Origin of the sequence: Paenibacillus sp. Soil724D2 (genome assembly GCF_001427935.1) — a bacterium.
Classification (GTDB): Bacteria; Bacillota; Bacilli; order Paenibacillales; family NBRC-103111; genus Paenibacillus_E.
The window spans coordinates 47,356-65,747 of sequence record NZ_LMRY01000026.1; the positions used below are offsets into that span (position 1 = coordinate 47,356).

The 18,392-nt window shown below is 47.2% G+C and carries 14 protein-coding genes and 1 rRNA gene; 14 read left to right on the plus strand and 1 reads right to left on the minus strand.

The window, feature by feature from the left end; all coding sequences use genetic code 11:
- Positions 1-243: 243 nt before the first annotated feature.
- The 6 genes from ASG85_RS21590 to ASG85_RS21615 all read left to right on the plus strand — a co-directional run bounded on the left by ASG85_RS21590 (position 244) and on the right by ASG85_RS21615 (position 9,509).
- The gene (locus ASG85_RS21590) at positions 244-2,796 is read left to right on the plus strand and encodes a DUF3656 domain-containing U32 family peptidase (protein WP_060647724.1); all 2,553 of its coding nucleotides are present in this window, start codon (positions 244-246) and stop codon (positions 2,794-2,796) included.
- A 195-nt stretch (positions 2,797-2,991) separates the two neighbouring features.
- On the plus strand, positions 2,992-5,148 hold the full coding sequence (locus ASG85_RS21595) for a hypothetical protein (protein WP_060647725.1): 2,157 nt from the start codon (positions 2,992-2,994) through the stop codon (positions 5,146-5,148).
- 255 nt (positions 5,149-5,403) lie between these two features.
- A complete protein-coding gene (locus ASG85_RS21600; RefSeq protein WP_060647726.1) occupies positions 5,404-6,477 on the plus strand; it encodes an ABC transporter ATP-binding protein in 1,074 nt (357 codons plus the stop codon).
- Positions 6,470-7,186 (plus strand): ABC transporter permease subunit, encoded by a 717-nt coding sequence (locus ASG85_RS21605; RefSeq protein ID WP_047685542.1) that lies wholly within the window; start codon positions 6,470-6,472, stop codon positions 7,184-7,186. The genes ASG85_RS21600 and ASG85_RS21605 overlap by 8 nt, the downstream gene beginning before the upstream one ends.
- A gap of 5 nt (positions 7,187-7,191) precedes the next feature.
- Positions 7,192-8,580, plus strand: coding sequence for a GldG family protein (locus ASG85_RS21610; RefSeq protein WP_060647727.1), 1,389 nt, complete (start codon positions 7,192-7,194; stop codon positions 8,578-8,580).
- Complete coding sequence (locus ASG85_RS21615) at positions 8,577-9,509, plus strand: DUF4340 domain-containing protein (RefSeq protein ID WP_060647728.1); 933 nt, start codon at positions 8,577-8,579, stop codon at positions 9,507-9,509. The genes ASG85_RS21610 and ASG85_RS21615 overlap by 4 nt, the downstream gene beginning before the upstream one ends.
- 115 nt (positions 9,510-9,624) lie before the next feature.
- Here the strand turns inward: ASG85_RS21615 and ASG85_RS21620 are convergent, their stop codons facing one another.
- Positions 9,625-9,939, minus strand: coding sequence for a hypothetical protein (locus tag ASG85_RS21620; RefSeq protein WP_060647729.1), 315 nt, complete (start codon positions 9,937-9,939; stop codon positions 9,625-9,627).
- Between the two features lie 65 nt (positions 9,940-10,004).
- On the opposite strand from ASG85_RS21620, the gene ASG85_RS21625 reads away from it, so the two are divergent.
- From ASG85_RS21625 to ASG85_RS21660, 8 genes are all read left to right on the plus strand, one after another.
- Positions 10,005-10,229, plus strand: coding sequence for a hypothetical protein (locus ASG85_RS21625; RefSeq protein ID WP_057303255.1), 225 nt, complete (start codon positions 10,005-10,007; stop codon positions 10,227-10,229).
- Between the two features lie 29 nt (positions 10,230-10,258).
- Positions 10,259-11,074 carry a spore coat protein gene (locus ASG85_RS21630; protein WP_060647730.1) on the plus strand — a complete coding sequence of 272 codons (816 nt, stop codon included), beginning with the start codon at positions 10,259-10,261 and terminating at the stop codon, positions 11,072-11,074.
- 194 nt (positions 11,075-11,268) lie between these two features.
- Positions 11,269-11,742: a DUF6130 family protein gene (locus ASG85_RS21635; protein WP_057303253.1), complete on the plus strand. Its 474-nt coding sequence runs from the start codon at positions 11,269-11,271 to the stop codon at positions 11,740-11,742.
- A gap of 180 nt (positions 11,743-11,922) precedes the next feature.
- Complete coding sequence (locus tag ASG85_RS21640) at positions 11,923-12,618, plus strand: heptaprenylglyceryl phosphate synthase (protein WP_060647731.1); 696 nt, start codon at positions 11,923-11,925, stop codon at positions 12,616-12,618.
- Positions 12,619-12,621: 3 nt separating this feature from the next.
- A complete protein-coding gene (gene pcrA, locus ASG85_RS21645; RefSeq protein ID WP_060647732.1) occupies positions 12,622-14,979 on the plus strand; it encodes a DNA helicase PcrA in 2,358 nt (785 codons plus the stop codon).
- Positions 14,980-15,045: 66 nt separating this feature from the next.
- On the plus strand, positions 15,046-17,067 hold the full coding sequence (gene ligA / locus ASG85_RS21650) for an NAD-dependent DNA ligase LigA (protein WP_060647733.1): 2,022 nt from the start codon (positions 15,046-15,048) through the stop codon (positions 17,065-17,067).
- Between the two features lie 24 nt (positions 17,068-17,091).
- Positions 17,092-18,102, plus strand: coding sequence for a DUF1835 domain-containing protein (locus tag ASG85_RS21655; RefSeq protein WP_057303249.1), 1,011 nt, complete (start codon positions 17,092-17,094; stop codon positions 18,100-18,102).
- Positions 18,103-18,323: 221 nt separating this feature from the next.
- Positions 18,324-18,392, plus strand: a 16S ribosomal RNA gene (locus ASG85_RS21660); the annotation flags it as partial.

The window sequence follows — 18,392 nt, forward strand, 5'->3', positions numbered from 1 at the left end:
AGGTATCCCTCAATTACTAAAAAGGTCACTATCCTTGCCATTATAGCATTCATAGGAAGCTTTGTTAACTTCAAAGGGTTTGGTGTTCCTAGAGGAAACGTTTGGCAATTAGCTGTGGCTGTCGGATTTTGGCTAAGTTTGTAATTACCCCCCCGCCCTAGATTCCTACCTATCCTTTCTGTTACACTAAAGAGAAGACTTTGAGGTTTACCCGAGGATCTATTATTGAAAGGATTTGCTGCCATGCGTACGATACGCAGAGAAGATATAGAATTGTTGGCCCCTGCGGGGGATTGGGATTGTTTGAGAGCGGCTGTTGCCAATGGTGCGGATGCCGTGTTTTTTGGTGTGGAGAAATTTAATGCTAGGGCACGCGCGCATAACTTTACGATGGCTGAACTGCCGGATATTATGTCGTTCCTTCATCTATATGGAGTAAAGGGCTTCCTTACCTTCAACATCCTTGTGTTTGAGGAAGAATTGAATGATGCGAAGCAATTGATTGATGCATGTGTGGACGCCGGTGTGGATGCGGTCATTGTACAGGATCTTGGTTTGGTTAAAATGATTCGCCAAATCTCCCCTGATTTTCCGATTCACGGATCGACACAGATGACGATTACATCGCCTGAGGCGGTTGAATTTACGAAGCCGTTCGATATTGAGCGCGTTGTTTTAGGGCGCGAAAATAACTTGAAGCAGATTAAACAAATCGGCGATCAAGCGAAGCTTCCGATGGAAGTTTTCGTGCACGGTGCGCTTTGTGTATCTTATTCCGGTCAGTGTTTGACTTCTGAAATGTGGGGCGGGCGTTCCGCTAACCGCGGAGAATGTGCACAGGCATGCCGCTTGCCGTATGATCTGATGGTCGATGGCGTGCAAAAGCCGATGGGCGATGTCACGTATTTGCTGTCGCCAAAGGATTTGGCAGCGATAGAGATCGTGCCGGAGCTTATTGAAGCCGGCGTACGCTCTTTCAAAATTGAAGGGCGTCTAAAGACCCCTGAATACGTGGCCAATGTCGTGAGCAAATACCGCCGTGCGATTGACCGCTATTTCGATGGGGAGGATGCTCGTCCGACCAAAGAAGAGGTTCGTGAGCTACAGCAAAGCTTCTCGCGTGGATTTACGGTTGGCTTCTTGAATGGAACCAACAATAAGCAGCTTGTCGATGGCACGTTTCCGAAGAGCCGCGGGGTTTTCGTGGGCCGCATCAAGCAAATTTTGCGCGATGGCGTGATCTGTGAGCTGGAGGCGCCGCTCAAGCGCGGTGACGGTCTTGTTTTCGACGCGGGGGATCCGACGAAGAAGGAAGAAGGCGGGCGCATCTACGATTTGCGCCGCAAGGGAGAGAAGCTCGAAGGCGAAGCCGAGGGCGGACTCATCGAAATCATTATGGGACGCAATGATGTGGAGCTGGGCCGTCTGCATGTCGGGGACCGCATCTGGAAGACGAATGATCCGCAGCTGGACAAGCGCCTGCGCCAGACGTTCGAGACCGACAAGCCTTACCGGACATTCCCGGTCAGCGTGAAGGTAAGCGGCGTAGAAGGCGAGCCGCTCAAGAGCTGGTGGACGGATATTCAAGGCGGACATACCGTCTTCGTACAGTCCGAGCTTCCGCTCGTTCGCGCGGAGAAAAGACCGATGGACGAACAGCTCTTTACGGAGCAGTTTGGACGCCTTGGCGGCACGGTTTTTGAGCTCAGCCAGCTAGATCTACAGCTGACCGGTGAGCTGATTGTGCCAATGCGTGAGCTTAACAGCATGCGCCGCATGGCTGTGGAGCTGATGGAAGACGAGCGGCAGAAACCGCCTGCTTACATGAAGCGTGAAATCGGCGTGTATGACGACGTGATTCAGTCAGCTGCTGAGGCAGCTATCACCAACGCTGCCGCGAATGCTCCTGCGCTTTCCCTAGCGGAACGCAAGGCTGTGGAGCTTACTGCACTTTGCCGTAACCTGGATCAGGTGAAGGCTGTGCTTGAAACAACGGAAATCGAGTTTATTTATGCGGATTTCGAATTTATTAAGCAGTTCCCAGCGGCCGTGGAAGCCGTTCGTGCAGCCGGGCGCCGAATCGCCTTGGTGACACCGCGTATTCACATGCCAGGGGAAACGGGCTATTTTAACCATATATTAAAGCTTAATCCGGATGCGGTATTGATCCGTAATACGGGCGCAGCCTACTTCTTCTTGAAGCATCGGTTGGAAAATCCAGACGCGCCGAAACCGCAGTTAATCGGGGATTTCTCGCTCAATGTGGCCAACCACAAAACGGCTGCCTTGTTCCTAGAAGCGGGCCTTTCGAAGATTACGCCTTCGTACGATTTGAACATTCAGCAAATGGTCGATTTGCTTCGTCGTGCTGAGACCTCGAAGCTTGAGGTTGTTATTCATCAGCACATGCCGATGTTCCATACGGAGCACTGCGTGTACTGTACGTTCCTGAGCGAGGGCACTGACTTTACAAACTGCGGTCGTCCTTGTGAGGATCACAGCGTTTCTTTACAAGACCGTGTCGGAATGTCTCACCCGGTGCGTGTCGATGAAGGCTGTCGTAATACGGTGTATAACGCGGTGGACCAATCTGGTGCCGAGTACTTGAGTCATTTCATGGATTTAGGCATCCGCTCCTTCCGTGTTGAGTTCCTTGAAGAGACGCCAGACAAGGTGCGCGAAATTCTCGACTTGTACCGTCGCGCGATTGATGGTGAGATTAGCGGTACGCAAGTATGGCGTTCGTTGAAAGCGACGAACCAATTAGGTGTTACTCGCGGTCAGCTGGTGAAGTAGAGGATCAATAGTGTAATAAAACAGACTCAGTGCCGCATAGGTACTGGGTTTTTTGTTGTTCTCTCGAAGGTAAGGAAAAGCGGACTCTTAAATGTTTCCTTCATTTGTTGTCACTTGTTTGATGTCCTGAATAATATGTTACAACTGATGCCTAAGCCTAATGGACATAAGAAGAAAGGATGACGATAGATAACAATGAAAAGGACATATAAGTTCACCGAGATCGCTGGTAAAATCGGAAAAACACGAGAAGTTGTAAGGGGATGGACAAATTATTATCGCGAATTTCTTCCGACTAAAGCTTTTGGCGGATCCCAAAGGTACACAGAAGAAGCCATCGAAACTTTTGAGATCATATCCAAGTTGAGCGATGCCAATAAATCGCCTAAATTTATAAAAGAACATTTACAGGAAATGCGTCAGAAGGCTATTATTGCACTCAATGATGAAGAATCATTACCTCCTACAGCTGCTATTGTTCCTGACTCCAATGCCAATGTACCTCCTTCCGTAGACGAATCAATCCTACTTCCAGTTATGAACAACTCCAACTTGCAATTAAGTAAAGAAACAATGGAATTAAGTAACAGGGTAAAGCTCCTTACGCAAAAAATAGAAGCGAATAAATCCCCAAGGAATTTAAAGGAACATATAGACGACTTGAATCAAAAGGCAGGTATATCATCTATAGCAGTTGGCGGGCTTTTGTCACCTATGATGGGTCACCCAAACTCTCATTTCGTTCAATTAAGTAATGAAGTCGCGGAACTTAGTAACATCATCCATACGCTCAGGCAAAAGGTTGACGAAGTTTCAAACGTTTCTGAAGAAATGTCGGAACTGCGAAACGTGATCCAGATTCTAACTCAATATGTAGCTGATTTATTCGAGCAGGACATTAGAAGTGAGGTTACTACTACGCTAGAATTACTACACAGACAAATTGAGGGTGTATCTGTAGAAGTAATAGGGCAAAAGAATGTGATCCAAACCGTTCAGCAAAAGGTAACTGAAGTCTCGGAGCAAGATCTCAAAGGTGAAATACTTACTGCCACAACGGAGTTATTGAACCAACGATATGAAGGCGTTTCGGAGGATGTAAAGAATCTGCGAAATGAGATTCATCTCAAAACGCAAAAGGTAAGTGAAAAGTTGGAACAAGAAATCCGAAGTGAAGTAAATGCTTCTGCAGAATCGCTATACAAACGCTATGACACCATATCTGAGGAAATATTAGGGCTGAAGAATGTTATCCAAAACGTTCAGCAAAAGGTAACAAAAGTTTCGGAGCAAGATCTCAAAGGTGAAATACTTACTGCCACAACGGAGTTGCTGAACCAACGTTACGAAGGTGTTTCAAAGGATGTAAAGAACCTGCGAAGTGAGATTCATCACCACACGCAAAAGGTAAGTGAGAGGTTGGAACAAGAAATCCGAAGTGAAGTAGATACTACTGCAGCATCGTTAGACAAACGCTATGACACCATATCTGAAGAAGTAATAGGGCTGAAGAAAGTGATCCAAAACGTTCAGCAAAAAGTAACGGAAGTTTCGGAGCAAGATCTTAAAGGTGAAATACTTACTGCCACAACGGAGTTACTGAACCATAGATATGAAGGTGTTTCAAAGGATGTAAAGTACCTGCGAAATGAGATTCATCTCCACACGCAAAAGGTAAGTGAAAAGTTGGAACAAGAAATTCGAAGTGAAGTAAATGCTACTGCAGAATCACTAGACAAACGCTACGGCACCATATCTGAAGAAGTAACGGTACTGCGAAACGTGATCGAAACCGTTCAGCAAAAGGTAACTGAAGTTTCGGAGCAAGATCTCAAAGGTGAAATACTTACTGCCACAACGGAGTTACTGAACCAACGATATGAAGGTGTTTCAAAGGATGTAAAGTACCTGCGAAATGAGATTCATCTCCAAGCGCAAGAGGCAGCTAATGAGTTCGAACAGGGCATTAGAAGTGAAGTTGCTGCTACACTAGAATTACTGAATAGGCAAATTGAGGGTGTTTCTACAGAAGTAACAGGGTTGCAGAATGCGATCCAAAGCGTTCAACAAAAGGTAACTGAAGCTCCAGAGCAAGATCCCAAAGGTGAAATACTTACTGCCACAACGGAGTTACTGAATCAAAAATATGAAGGCGTTTCGGAGGATGTAAAGGACCTTCGCAATTTGATTCATCTTCACACGCAAAAGGTAAGTGAAAGGTTGGAACAAGAAATCCGAAGTGAAATGCTTGCTACTGCGGAATCACTAAACAAACGATATGATGACATATCTCAACAATTGACATCGCAGCAACGACTACTTGAAAAGATTTCTAAAATGTTAGGTTTTTAGGCTACCATTTAATCCTTGCCATGATGCCACAAGTAATAGAACTCCCTTGCAGCTAGGGAGTTCTATTACTTATTACATATTTCAGCTTGCTTTAGCATTCGACGATATAGCCCCCCCATCATCTCCCTCATCTCGTTTGTTCACAATTCAGACACAAATTTTTAATCTATTTTTCAGATTTGCTTAAGGTTGGTTTATTGTTCCACGGGTATAGTGATGATGGTTATATGAACGAGTAGAAATGGGGGATCTTGGATGCTTGAGGTCAAACAAGTCAGCAAGCTGTACGAAAATGATCGCGGCGTACACAACATCGATTTCTCGATGCAGCGCGGTGAGATCGTTGGCTTCTTGGGGCCGAACGGTGCTGGCAAAACAACGACGATGCGCATGATTACGGGTTATTTGAACCCTACGCATGGTCAAATATGGGTGGATGGTCACTCCATGGCTGATAACCCGAAGAAAGCACGCCGCAAAATCGGCTACTTACCCGAAACGCCGCCTCTCTATCCCGAGATGACGGTGCAAGCTTATTTACGATTTATCGCAAATCTTCGCGATGTGCCTGCACGGGAGCAGAAGCTGCGTGTCGGCGAAGCGATCGACAAGCTAGGTCTGCAAGGCCGCGAGAAGCAAATCATCCGCTCCTTGTCTAAGGGCTACAAGCAGCGTTTGGGCCTCGCGCAAGCGATTTTGCACCAACCGGATCTGCTGATTCTGGACGAGCCCACGTCCGGCCTCGATCCGAAGCAGATCATCGAGATTCGCCAGCTGATTCATGAGCTGGGAGAGAACCATACGGTGCTGCTGAGCACGCACATTCTCCCGGAAATTAACGCGATTTGCAACCGCGTTCTCATCATTAACCAAGGCCGCGTCGTTCTCGACGAGCGCCCTGAGCACCTCGGCCGCACGATGGGCGAGACGTTCGAGGTGTCGCTCGAGGTCAAGGGACCTCGCGAGCGGATCTTGACCGAGCTGCGCAGCCTAGAGGCGGTCGCAGAAGTGAAAGAAGTCGACGCGCTTAGCGACGCTGCAACTATCGCTGCGCCTGCTGCGCAGGATGTGTTCATTACCGATGAAGCTTCAACAGAAGCAGCGCTCACAGATCTGCCAGCAGCCGAAACCGTGAAGCTGCTCGTCACCTCCGCGGATCGCTCCGATATCCGCGAGGCGCTGTTCTTCCGCCTGGCAGGCGCAGGCTACCCGATCCTAGAGATGAAGCGGGAAAGCCTTAGCTTAGAGGATATCTTCCTCAAGTTGACGACGGATGAGCCTACCGAAGTCGACAGCACTCCGAAGGAGGAGGTAGACACCGATGCGTAGAGTCTGGGCAATTTGCTCGAAAGAGCTGCAAATGTATTTCTTTTCGCCTGTTGCTTACGTGGCATTCGCTTTCTATGTGCTGCTATCGAGCTTCTTCTTCTACATCAACTTCGTTAACGGCCAGCCGCCGATTGTAGATGCGCGTTCCGTTGTTGGAAATACCACATTCGTGTACCTATTTATCATCCCGCTTTTAACGATGCGTCTCATCGCAGATGAGTTCCGTCAAGGGACTGATGAGCTGCTTCTGACTTCACCTGCAGGTATTGGTGAAATCGTGCTTGGTAAATATTTATCTGCTTTTATTGTACAAGTGGGGCTAGTGGGGATCAGCTTGATCTATCCACTTATTATGTCTGCCTTCGGAACGTTAGATAAGCCTGTAATGTGGCTGTCTTATCTAAGTATGTTCTTGTTAGGATGCGCGATGATGGCCATTGGCTTGTTCGCTTCCAGTTTGTCTAACAACCAGATGGTTGCCGGTATTTCAGGCTTCGTTATTTTGCTTATGTTATGGCTGCTTGATTGGGTAAGCGGCAGTATGACAGGCAAGCTGAAGGATTATGTCGCTCAATTCTCATTGACGAGCCATCTGACAAACTTACAAAAAGGCGTCCTGCACGGCGGAGACATCCTCTTTTATATCACATTGACAGCTGTGTTCCTGGTTCTTTGCATACAAGTCCTTGAAAGAAAGCGTTGGAGGTGAGCGGGATGAATAAGTGGATACGGGGAACTAATGCGACTGTTTTATCGATCGCCGTTATCGGCATTTTCATCATTTTGACCATCTTCCTTCACTCGCTGAAAGGCTTTCAGGTCGATTTGACGAAAAATAAGAGCTTTACGCTCTCCGAGCAAACAGTTGCCACACTCAAAAGCTTAAACCAAGATATTCACATCGTTGCCTTTACGAATAGTGGGGACAACAACGGTTTTGTAACGCGACAAGTCACCGATATGGTGACTGAATACAAGAAGCAAAGCGGCAAGATTACGTATGATGAATACGATATGCTGAAACAGCCTTCGATGGCCAAGCAGTATGGTGTCGATCAAGGCGGAACGATTATTTTTGAGATGGGTTCTAAAAAGCAGAATATCAATTTCTATGAATTGTTTGTCGGCCAACAGGACGGTTCCTACACGTTCTCAGGGGAAGAGAAATTTACCCAGGCCATTAAGAGCCTCACGTCCACAGAGAAGCACACGGTTTATCTGCTTTCCGGTCATCAGGAATATCCACTGAATGCCATGACCATTTTGAAAAGCAGTCTGGAAGCCGCTAATTATGTTGTGAAGGACCTTAATCTGTTCGTTGAGGGCAAAATACCGGACGATGCGCAGATGCTCATGCTGCTTGGCCCGCAAAATGACTTGAATGATAAAGAAGCGGCGCTGATAGAGGCTTATTTGAAGGATAAAGGCAAGATTTATATGGCGTTAGGCTTCAATAAAGATATGGCGACCAAGTGGAAAAACATCGATGCGATCATGAAAACATACGGCATTCAGGATCAACATGCGATTGCAATTGAACCGAAACAAACGTCGCTCTATGATCCGCTGACGATTATTCCGGAGTATGGACCCCATGACATTACCAACAAGCTGTCCAGCAATAATTTAATTACGATGTTGTCGCTGGCTGTAAGTTTGAATGCGGATGAAAGTGCGCCAGACTACACGCAGTCTCTGCTTTTGAAAACAACAGACAAAGCTTACGGGGAAACAGATATTAACCTTCTTGCGCAATCCAAGACCAAGCAGGATGCGACAGATGTCAAAGGACCGCTCAATCTGGGTTACGCGATTGCGGGCAAGGATAACAAGCCTAAAGCTGTTATTCTAGGGGGATCGACATTCGTACTGGATGAAGATATTCAGAATCAAGGTAATAAGGATTTTGCTCTGAACAGTATCGGCTGGCTGCAGGAACAGAAGGATCAGATCACGATCCGTCCGCGTCAAGGGGATGCGTTCCAACAAGCGATGATTACGCCTAGCCAAGCGAATACCATTTTCCTCGTAACGATCGTGTTCTTACCGCTCTTGTTCCTAGTCATTGGCGGCTTGATTTGGTGGAGGAGGAGACGAGGATGAAACGGTTTATTCCTACGATTCTGTTAGTCGTTATTTGTATCGGCGGTTTTTGGTACGCTTCGAGCAAAGACTTCTTTCAAGAGAAAAAAGATGAACCGAAATCGCTCATCACACTCAAACAAGAAGAAGTGCAGTCCATCCATGTAAAAACAGAGGCACAGCAGATTGAATTAGCCCGGAGTGGCAGTGGCTGGGAGATGAAAAACCCGGCAGCAGCGCCGATTAATACGAATCAAGTAGGTTCGTGGTTGGATGCCCTCGGTTTGGTGACATCAACGAAACTAGTTGAAGATCAGGTAAGTAATCTATCCAACTATGGGTTAGATAAGCCGCTTGGAACTTATGAAGTTACGTTAAAAGACGGCTCAAAGAAAGGACTGTTGGTGGGTACAGCTCTTCCTATTGAAGGCTTCTCCTATGTTCAGGTGGAGGGAGCTCCTGCTGTGTATCAGGTGAGCGATCAGACGCTCTCTGCCCTCAGCAAAGCACCGGTAGACTTTGCTGATGCCAGCCCAGTCCAATTCGAAAGCGATAAGGTGCAAAGCGTAAAGCTAACGTGGAAAGGTCAGACTTGGACGCTTACCAAAACAGACAAAGACAAGGTGGCTGCCGAGGCGAACTGGAAGCTTGGTGATAAAGAGCTGAAAGGCACGGAGGCGAATCCGCTGTTGGATGAGCTGATCTTCCTTCGCAGCGCTGAACTTCCGCAGCCAGCAGCTCAGAAGCCAACTGCGGGCGGTGAGCTCAAAGTAGAGCTAGGCTTGTCTGTTGATGGCAAAGAAGTCACAGAGATCTATGAAGGCAAGCTAAGCCAAGATCAAGTTTGGATGGCTAAGCAAGGCGGACAGTGGGCGTACCTGCTTACAGCCGCAGATATACAGAAATTGGCGGATGCCTATGCCGGCAAACCGGCTCAGCCTGCCTCTTAACAGGAAAACTGCTCTCTACAGCTATTGTGCTGTGGGGGCAGTTTTTTCATTTTCTACTACTTTCTACTTTCTACTTTCTATTTACTACTACTTCTTCATTCTTACTTCTTTCCTTTTATTTTCTTTTTTGTTGTTCTCCTTCCGCACCTACCTTCTTCTTTTCTTCCCAGTGAGAAGTCCAAAGTTGTACGGAGTGCAACAATTTCCTTAGTTTCGCCCCATCAATCTGAATAGGTTGTATTTTGTACAAGAATTTAACCCTATTTCGTTCAAAACGTCCACTTTGGGCCGGAAATGTTGTATTTCTTGCAACAATCGGTAAAGTTTTACGAATTTGCATAAATAATGTTCTACGATGTACAACCTTTGCAACAGCTGCAGCAGTTGGGGACCATAGTTTCTCAAAATTTCGTTTAACTTTTTTTTCCAATGACACATAAAACGGAATAATTTGGGAAACCTACAAAAAAGGAATGGAAAGGAGGTAACATTCACATGTATAGCAATCAAGGGAACCATCCTATTTCAGGTAAAGAGCTTTTGTATGTAGCCGACACGCTGAAAAATGAAGAGCTGTTAACAAAGCTTTGTGTTCAAGGTGCGGTGAACAGCCAGAGTCAATCCTTGAAACAAACCTTGTCTCAACTTTCGCAGGAGCGTCTGCAAAACATTAGCGTCCTCATCAACACCCTACAGCAGCAATCAGGCATTACCCATTAATTCGTACATTATAGGAGGTGCAAGAAGCCATGTATCAGCAAAACCCTTATCAACAACAGCAGCAGTCTCATCAGCAACAAGTACAATTAAAGGACGAGGACCTTGCAAATTTTGTTTTAAACGAGTTGAAACGTTGTGCTCGTGAATATACGACCGCCGCTTTGGAAGCCGCTAATCCACAGATCAGGCAGGCCTTCCAGTCGTTATTGCAAAAGACACTGCAGGATCAAGCTGCCGTATTTCAGGAAATTCAGAAGCTTGGCGAATATGAGATTCAAGCTGCTCCTCAGCAGCAAATTGGGCAGGAGCTGCAGAAACAAAGCCAGACCGCAGCTCAGCTGCAGTCCTTTGTACAACAAAATTTGAGTCAAACCAATATGGCGAGCTATCAGCAGCAAGACCAGATGCCTATCGCCCAGCAACAGCAACATCAGCAGCAGAGTCAAGTACAGAACCAGATTGCTGCTTTATATCAAACACAGACACCTATCCAACCCATGATTAGTGCCTCCCAATATCCGAATGCGGTGTACAGTAATCAAGGGCAAGGCTATTCAACCCACACACAGTCTTCACCAAATCAGACAACTCAACAGCAAGCCTATATTAGCAACCAGCAAGGACAAAATTTTCAAGATCAGAATTATGGACAAACTGGCTACGGTCAATCTCAGGGTTATGCTGCATCATCTGGATACAGCACATCTGAAAATGCTGGCATAACTAGCAAATCAGCAAGTTCCGCCAACGCTTCCCGCAGTCAAGCAGGTTCCCATACTTCAACTGCAGGGGAAAGCTCTTACCTTAGTAAACAACAACATGAGGGAAGTAAATATAGCTTCTAAATCTCATCGTTCCCTCAAGACCAAGACGTCCTAGCTTCTAGCTAAAGGGCGTCTTTTTTTATCAAACATTCCATCGCTCCTAATATGTTTATTTTTTAATTTGTCCCACTTTTCTCATAATCATGGTATGGAACCAGCTTGTCACTCATATATAAGGAACATAGGATGTCCAAACTTATGGGAGAAGGGTGCTAATGCTGATGAGAAAAACGTGGATTTACGGCGCAGCTACTTTAATTGTACTAGGAGCATTAACAACAGCATGTGGTTCCAAAGAGGAAGTTGCCAGTAGCGGTGCAGCAGGCTTGAAGGACACCAAGGCAGCGACTACAGTGGCTCAAGGGAAGACGGAAAGCAGTGTGAAGACGGTAGCCTCGGGCGCTAAGCCAGCCATTGATGCCGATTATAAAGTAGATGGCAGAAACGTTACGATCACGTATCAGACTAGTAATTTCCAGATAGCGGATCATATGGATCAGAAAGCCGTACAGGGTGAAGGACATTTACATTTGTACGTGGACGGTAAGCAGAAAGCGATGATTGGTAAAACGGGTCCGTTAACCCTAACGAATCTAGCGGCAGGTAAACATGAGATCAGACTCGAGCTTCAGCAAAATGATCATAAGGATATCAATGTAGAGAAAATTCTTAATATTGAAGTAAAATAATTGGGAACATTTGTGCGTATTTAGCCAGAAATCAAGCTTGGGCGTAGATCAGATAACATTATGTACATATTCCTTGAAAAGGCGGGCGCTTAGCCCGTCTTTTGTCATTTGACACACCCGAATACGTAGCATAGACTGTTGATAGTATGGCAGTATTGCCGCCTAATCGGAGGGAAACAATTGATCGTCGATATACGTAAGTGGAAGCATGTTTTTAAGCTTGACCCAGATCGGTACATCTCAGATGAAGCGCTCGATCGGCTTTGCCAGTCTGGGACGGATGCGATCATGGTGGGTGGCTCAACTGGGGTGACTTTCGATAACACGGTAGATCTTCTATCTCGCATTCGCCAATATGAGGTGCCCTGTGTGCTTGAGATATCCAATCATGAGGCTATCGTTCCAGGGTTCGATTTATTCTTAATTCCGGTTGTGGTGAATGCGGATGATCCGAAATGGATCGTTGGGCAGCATCATGAGGCGTTGAAGGAATATGGCTCTATGCTTAACTGGGACGAGATCATAGCCGAAGGCTATATTATTCTGAATAGCGAAGCTACAGCGGCGAAGTTAACCTCGGCTCGTACGAACTTGGACGTCAAGGATGTTGCGGCGTACGCTCGCATGGCGGACAAGCTATTTCACATGTCTATTGTTTACTTGGAATATAGCGGTGCGTTTGGTGATATGGAGCTGGTAAGGCGGACGCGACAAGTGCTGGAGAATGCCCGTTTATTCTATGGCGGAGGCATTGACAGCCTAGATAAAGCGCAGCAAGCAGCGGAGGTCGCAGATACCATCGTCGTCGGTAACATTATTTATAGTGATCTGGAGCAGGCGCTTCAGACCGTGAACTTTGATAGAACAGGAAGGTAACTTATGAACGAGACAGTCAATATTTTAGATGCGATAAAAAGGTTGAACCCCGAGCAGCGCAAAGCAGTTGAAGCTGTCGACGGCCCACTTCTGATTATGGCTGGAGCGGGAAGCGGGAAGACACGAGTGCTGACGCATCGTATTGCTTACTTGATTGGCACGCGTAAAGCGGCACCATGGAGCATTTTGGCCCTAACATTTACGAATAAAGCGGCACGTGAGATGCAGGACCGCGTTGGCAAGCTGGTTGGCGGCAGTGGGAATGATATTTGGGTTTCCACGTTTCACTCCATGTGTGTGCGCATGCTGCGCAGAGATATTTCACGCATCGGCTTCACCTCTAATTTTACCATTCTAGATTCCGGTGATCAGTTATCCGTCATCAAAACGTGCTGCAAAGAACTGAACATTGATACCAAGAAATACGAACCTAAGACCTTTCAAGCGGCCATTTCTACAGCCAAAAATGAACTCATCTCTCCTAAACAATTTGAAGATAAAATCGGTGACTACTTCGACGGATTGACCTCGAAAATCTATACGCTTTATCAGAAGAAGCTTAGAAGCAACAATTCCCTGGATTTTGATGATTTAATTATGGCAACCATTCATTTGTTTAATGAAGTTCCAGAGGTTCTGGAGTTTTATCAAAATAAATTTCAATATATTCATGTTGATGAGTATCAGGATACGAACAGGGCGCAGTACATGCTGTGTCAAATGATTGCGGCCAAACATAAGCGCATTTGCGTTGTGGGTGACAGTGATCAATCCATTTACCGTTGGCGTGGAGCTGACATATCGAATATCCTTAATTTTGAAAAAGATTATCCGAATGCTACCGCTATTTTATTGGAGCAAAATTATCGCTCCACTTCTAATATTTTGCAGGCTGCCAATAAGGTCATTGCCAATAATACGGGCCGTAAGCCCAAAAACTTATGGACGGATAAAGAAGGCGGCGTAAGGATTAAGCTGTTTCAAGCTGATTCCGAGCACGAAGAAGGCTATTTTGTTACGAGTGAAATTAATAAAAATAAGTCCAATGGTAAAGAGTTCGGTCATCACGCCATTTTGTACCGGACGAACGCACAATCTCGGGTGATTGAGGAAATTCTCATTAAATCCGATATCCAATACACCATTGTTGGCGGCGTAAAGTTCTACGATCGGAAAGAGATCAAGGATATTTTGGCGTATCTGCGCCTCATCTCCAATCCGGACGATGATATCAGCTTGAGCCGAATCGTGAACGTGCCGAAGCGGGGCATTGGTGACACCTCGATGGACCGAGTGGCCGAAATGGCGGGACGAAGAGGTATTTCCTTATATGCCATGCTGGAGGAAGTCGATTCATTGGAGATCACGTCCAAGGCTAAGCACGCTTTAGCCGATTTCCGCGAAATGATTGATAACTTGAACCGAATGGTTGAATACTTATCTGTAACTGAACTTACGGAGAAAATACTGGAGATGTCGCAGTACCGTCTGGAAATGCAGCGCGAGAATACGATTGAATCCAAGGCTCGTCTCGAAAATATTGAGGAGTTCCTGTCCGTGACGATGGACTTCGAGAAACGTAACGAGGACAAGTCGCTCATTTCGTTCCTAACCGATTTGGCGCTTATCGCCGATATCGATACGCTGGATAAAGAAAAAAGCGAGGAAGAGCAGGACGCCGTTGTGCTCATGACGATGCACAGTGCCAAAGGTCTAGAGTTCCCGGTTGTATTCATCATCGGGATGGAAGAAGGCGTCTTCCCGCATAGCCGTGCCTTCGCCGATAACGAAGAGCTCGAAGAGGAGCGCCGTTTGGCCTATGTCGGCATCACGCGCGCCGAGCAAGAGCTTTTCCTCACGTGCGCCCGTATGCGCACGCTCTTCGGCCGCACCGCCGCGAACGCGCCATCGAGATTCCTTCAGGAGATTCCGAAGGAGCTCCTGGAGAATGTCTCGATGGGAGGCTCCATCGGCGGAGGCTTCTCGCGAGCTGGCCGCTCCAGCTCCAGCTCGTGGGGCAGCAGTGGCAGCAGCGCCACTGCCTCACAAGCGGGCCGCGGCTCCGCCGGCTCGTCCGCTTGGGGCACGCCGTCCTCGTTCGGACGGCCTAGTACGGGCGCGGCTGCGCCAAGCCCTGCAGCCGGGGCGAAGCCGGCTGCGTTCCGGGCTCCGCAGCCTGCCGCAGCCGGCGCGGTGCCGGACTACAAAGCCAGCGACAAAGTGTCGCATGGCAAGTGGGGCATCGGCACCGTTGTGTCAGTGAAAGGCTCGGGTGATGATACCGAGCTGCAAATTGCTTTCCCGGCGCCTGTTGGCTTGAAGCGCCTGCTCGCGAAGTTCGCTCCTATTACGAAAGAATAGGAGCCGCTTTGCGCCTTTATTTGCCGCACCAACCCCCTATTACCCATTAGAGAGGAAGAGCCCGTAATGACAGATGCCATCGCGGCAATGAAAACCCTCATCCAAGAAATCAACAAACATAACCATAACTACTACACGCTCGATGAACCGGCGATTTCCGATGCCGAGTGGGATGCTTTATACAATAAATTGACCGCGTTGGAGAAGGAGACAGGGATTACCCTGCCTTCTTCTCCTACTCAGCGCGTGGGCGGCGACATTCTCAAAGGTTTTGATCCACACAAGCATCTGGCCCGACTCTGGAGCTTGGACAAAGCACAAAATGCCGAAGACCTGCAGACTTGGCATACACGTGTACTTAAGTTAATTGCAGATTACAACAGCAAGAATCCTGAGAACCCGTTGCCAGACCCGACGTATGTGGTGGAATTGAAGTTCGACGGGCTCACGCTGAACCTTACCTATAAGCAAGGAGAGCTAGTTCAAGCCTCCACGCGAGGAAACGGTACGGTTGGTGAGGGCATTTTAGCCCAGATCAAGACGATCAAATCCATCCCGCTGGAGATCCCGTACAAGGACGGAACCATTGAAGTGCAGGGTGAGGGCATGATGTTCCTCTCCGTTCTCCAGGCGTACAATCAGACTGCTACGGATCCGCTCAAAAATGCCCGCAATGCTGCAGCAGGAGCACTGCGCAATCTCAATCCCAAAGTGACGGCAGAGCGTAAGCTGAACGCTTTCTTCTATAATGTGGGTTACTCAGACGGCATCCAGTTCGATAATCATTTCGATATGGTTCAGTTTCTTCGTGACAACCACTTTAAAGTAAGCAACCGCACACGTTATTTCAGCAAAATTGAAGAAGTAAGTGCAGAGCTGGAGCAAATTGCCGAAGAGCGCCTTGGCTTTGATTTTCTGATTGACGGAAGTGTCATTAAGATTACGGACATGCGCACAAGAGAAGTGCTCGGCTACACAGAGAAGTTCCCTCGCTGGGCGATTGCCTATAAGTTTGAAGCCGAAGAAGCGACAACGATCCTGCAAAGTGTATCTTGGGAAGTTGGCCGCACAGGCAAAATCACACCGTTAGCCCGCGTTGAAGCCGTGGATCTCGCTGGCGTAACTGTACAGAACTGCACGCTCAACAATGTCGGTGACATTGAGCGCAAAAACCTCAAGCACGCTTTAGGCAGCCTCGTCTACATCCGTCGCTCCAATGATGTCATTCCTGAGATTCTCGGCAAAGTAACCGAGGAGAATGACGGCGAGGAGATTGTAGCTCCGACGCATTGTCCTTCCTGCGGCAGTGAACTTGAGATGCGTGGTGCGCATCTATTCTGTTTGAACCGTCTCGGCTGCAGTCCGCAGCTGGTTGGGCGTATGGCGCATTTTGCTTCGCGCGATGCGATGGATATTGAGTTTTTCAGCGAAATGACTGCCTCACAGCTGCATCAAGAGCTGGATGTCCGTGATCCTGCGGATTTGTACACCCTACAATTCGAGGATCTCGTCAAGCTCGATCGCTTTGGCGAGAAGAAGGCCCGCAACCTGCTTGATGCCCTTGAAAAAAGTAAATCGCGCGATCTAGCTTCGTTCCTTTATGCCCTGGGCATTCCTAACTCGGGTAAAACCACGACCAAGGTGCTGGCAGACTACTATCGCAGCCTAACGAAGATTATGGCGGCTACGCCTGAGGAGCTAATCGGGCTTCCAGATGTAGGCGGAATAGTAGCTGAGAGTATTTACTCATTCTTCCGTGACCCTGTAATGGTGTCCAGTATTGAGCGTATGCTCGCTGCTGGCGTCAATCCAATAGCTGAAGAGCCTGCGGTTGTATTGGCTAGCCCTGACAATCCGTTCTTTGGTAAAACCATTGTCCTCACAGGTACGCTATCGACCATGGGACGTGACGAATGTGCCAAGAAGCTGGAAGCGCTAGGAGCTAAGATTACTGGCAGCGTTTCTAAGAAAACGGACATCGTGATCGCAGGGGAAAGCGCCGGAAGCAAGCTGACGAAAGCGCAAGAACTTGGAATTCGGATCATTGAGGATGAACAGGAGCTTTTACAGCTTTTAGGTGAAGCTTAAATTCATAAATAAGGGGACAGTGCCATGCCGAATAAACTTCATATTGTGAATGGAGACGCATTTGGAGATAAGCTGCGTGCTTCAGATATCGATGGAGACATATTGGTATGGCGCGAGTCACTATATGAAGGACCTATCGGCATGCAGATGTCTGATAGTGTCCTTTTATCTATGAGGGCAGCCTATATGAATCGCCAGCACGGCATTCCTGAGGGAATGTTCAAGTCCATTACCCTACAGCAGGAAAAAGCGCTGGACAAGCTCGCGGAGGATGTAGACGAAGTTGTCCTGTGGTTTGAGCATGATTTATATGACCAATTGATACTTTGTTATTTGCTATCGAGATTATTCGCTCTCCCTAATCGATCCTTTAAACTATCTTTATTAAGTATCAATCAATTTCCTGGCGTTGAGTTCTTTCATGGATTAGGACAACTAAATGAAGATCAAATTACTCAACTGAACCATAAGTGGTTGCCTGTTAATGAAGACCAGCTTCTTTTGGCCTGCAAGGTTTGGACAGCTTACTCAGCTTCTGAGCCCCTTCTTATGGAGACATTATTGGAAGAGGATTTATCTGCACTGCCTTTTCTAAAAAAAGCCCTTGAGGCCAATTCAGAACGCTACCCATCCTCTCAAAATGGCTTGTCAGCCAACCAGCAGCTTATTCTGGAGCTGATAGGGGAGGAGGAAATGCCGATTCTGTCATTGTTTAAAAGTGTAGGCCAAACGGCCAGTCATTACGGCCTCGGTGATTTGCAGTTCTGGGCTATTGTGGATAGTATCCGCAAATGTGAGGTTCCGCTGGTCCATCTTATTGGAGGGGACAAGCTGCCTAGTTACAGCGAAGCACTGCCGCCTCAATTTGAAAAATGGCGATTACATAGGACGGACATGGGCAAACTAGTTCATACATGTGAGTTGGATCATCTGTATCTAAATGGAATTGACGATTGGATTGGCGGCGTTCACCTGCTTGGAAAAAAGGATATATGGCGCCGAAAAGGCATTTCTACGGGGTTTGAGAAGATGTAAGATAATGGATGAATAAAACTGCTTGCAATTCGTTTTGAAACCTGATAATATTACTTCTTGTCACCGCAAGAGCGATACATTAACGCTTTAAACGGTAACGCAATAAAGCTCCTTGAAAACTGAACAAATGAATGAAGCAAATCAGCAAATTCAGTCACGCAAGTGACTACAATTGAGATTGCAAAATCTCGCTAGCAAGTCAATGAGCAATTAATCTTTCTATTATGGAGAGTTTGATCCTGGCTCAGGACGAACGCTGGCGGCGTGCCTAATACATGCAAGTCGAGCGG